Source organism: Hydrocoleum sp. CS-953, assembly GCF_002260545.1.
Lineage (GTDB): Bacteria > Cyanobacteriota > Cyanobacteriia > Cyanobacteriales > Microcoleaceae > Trichodesmium.
In genome coordinates this window covers 1-2,377 of the sequence record NZ_LGSU01000186.1, presented here as the reverse complement: position 1 = coordinate 2,377, position 2,377 = coordinate 1, and the positions used below count along the sequence as shown (strand labels likewise).

The following is a 2,377-nucleotide window of genomic DNA, read 5'->3' as shown; positions in this document are numbered from 1 at the left end:
ATTGACAGCCATCGCTTCTATGAATGCTACCCAATAATCTGGGAATGTGCCCAAACTCTCCCCTACCCAGAATTTTATCAAGCTTGGCAAAAACCATTCCGAAAAATATATAGCTAAATCTTTGTTATTTCTTATTTCTTCTTCCTTCTTACTTCTTCCTTATTCAAAAGTCATCATAATCTACCTCAAGCAATTCTGTATATTCAAACTCATTTGGGCTACGTTTGACTAAAGCATAAGATTCACCACCTAACTCAATAGTATCTTCCTCACAATCTGGTTTTGGAGAATTATAGGAAAGAACATATTCTCTACCAATATAATCAGCCATTTCTTCAGCAACTTCACCTCGCCATTGAGTCTTGGTTACTAATACAATTAATTGATTTGCTAATTGAGGAATTGTTTTAGCAATTTGTCGCCGATAAATCTCGTCTAAACTACCAAAAGGAGAATCCATTACAATAGGAAAAGTGCTACTATCCGGCCCCATTAAAGTATTCTTTTGACTCCATTCTCTCACCTGATCGATAATACTACCAATAAATGCCAAACTGAGAATTTGATTCTCTCCTGTAGAAGCGGCAACTAAAGCATTTTTACCACCAGTATTTTCTACTAAAGTTAACTCATAATTATCATTTAGCTGAGGAATATAAGGAGTAAAAGAAATTTCTGAGAATAACTCTTGTACCCGCTTTTCCAAAGAAACTCTAAACTGTTTTTCCAGACGTAATTTAACTTCATTTAGTCTCTCAATAGCATCCTGAGTAGCAGCAATTCGTCTTTGACATAAAACTTGTTTTAACTCATTCATTGTTTGCCTATCGACTTGTTTATCTAATACCTTAATTTCTTTCTGCAAAGTTTCTAACTGTAGAGTATTTGAACCAGTTTCCCGGTTTAAATCTCCCACCTTAGTTTCAATTTCGTCTAACCTTTTTTGTAACTTCTGAATATCCTCATTTGGATAACTACGCAATTTTTTTTGAACTACCTCTAATTGATTTTCAATCCGTGAAAGTTGAGAACGTAATTGTTCTATATTTCCCTGTTGTCTATCAACTTCCTCCCAAAAATCTACCACTTGTTTATCAACTTCATCCATTTGTACAGTCATTCTAATTGCAGTTTCTTCAACATCAGCAACCTCTACTTTTTCCATCCATTTTTCTACTAATTTTCTCGCCGTAGAATCTATAGTTAATTCCGCTCCACAAATACAACGCTCTTCTTCTAATAACTGTTGAATAAACTGCCGATTAATTCCTGTGAGCAGCTCTCCTTTTTCCTTTAAATAACCAAATAATTCTCGAAATTCTGTTATTGCTTCTGATAAGAATACCATATAACCACGAGTTGATATAGCCCTTTTTAATCCCTGATTTGCTTGTACTATTTGTTCTTTTATTGCTCCAATCTGAACTTTTAATTGGTCTCTTTGTTGGGGCAACCCTTCTGCACCTTTAAAATCTAATAAACGACTACTAATTTCTTTTTTAAATTCTCTATGATGTTGTAATTCTTGGTCTATTTCTGTTTGGCGTTTTGATAATTTATCAATTTCCTCTTCAACTTTTCTTTTTTCTTTCAATAGTTTTTTAGTCTCTGGATTACCAATCAATCTTAAATCAGTTTCCAGAGATTTTTTAGCTTCCCCTAAATGTCTAACAGAACGATTTAATACTTCAATTCCCAATAATTCCTTAGTAGCTTCTGCAATTTCACTTTTCTGATTATCTCGAACAATATATTCAATTCTTTCTCCGTCAAAAAAGAAATATCTATGTAAACTTTCTGGTAAAATTCTGCCAATAATATCATCAGGATGTTCTGGTGGTGGAGACCAACGTCCGTCATCTCCAGCTATCTGCATATATAACTCGCTTTTGCCATGTTCAAGTTTATTTTCTTCGTTTCTATAAGCTCGACATAAACGTTTTGCTTGATAACGTTTATTATCATGTTCAAACACAATTTCTACCCAACAAGATATAGCTTGACCAGGTTTTGCTTCTGTAATTGCTCGTTTATTTACTAATTTAGTTTCTGCAGCAAAAGCAGCACTGAATTTTTCATAAAGTACCCAAGTAAAAGCATTCATTATAGTAGTTTTACCTGAACCATTATTGCCATGAATGATTGTTGTATTTTGCTTGCCTGATGCTAAAATTATTTCAGGAGTTTTGCCGTAAAACTGACGGAAATTACACAAGATAATGGAAATTAATTTCATTGAACTGCTATTTCTTTTTTTGAGAATATCATCTTAATTTAAGGAAGAAGGAAGAAGGAAGAAGGAAGAAGTAAGAAGTAAGAAAACTCCATTTCTCTGATGCTAAAATTATTTCAGGAGTTTTGCCGTAAAACTGGTGAA

2 protein-coding genes are annotated in these 2,377 nt (G+C 33.4%); one reads left to right on the top strand and one right to left on the bottom strand.

The genetic code is table 11. From position 1 onward, the window contains the following. Complete coding sequence (locus tag AFK68_RS44045; RefSeq protein WP_371357195.1) at positions 1-117, top strand: hypothetical protein; 117 nt, start codon at positions 1-3, stop codon at positions 115-117. Between the two features lie 46 nt (positions 118-163). On the opposite strand, the gene AFK68_RS01520 is transcribed toward AFK68_RS44045, so the two are convergent. Continuing rightward, positions 164-2,236 (bottom strand): AAA family ATPase, encoded by a 2,073-nt coding sequence (locus AFK68_RS01520; protein WP_094671079.1) that lies wholly within the window; start codon positions 2,234-2,236, stop codon positions 164-166. Between the last annotated feature and the right edge of the window lie 141 nt (positions 2,237-2,377).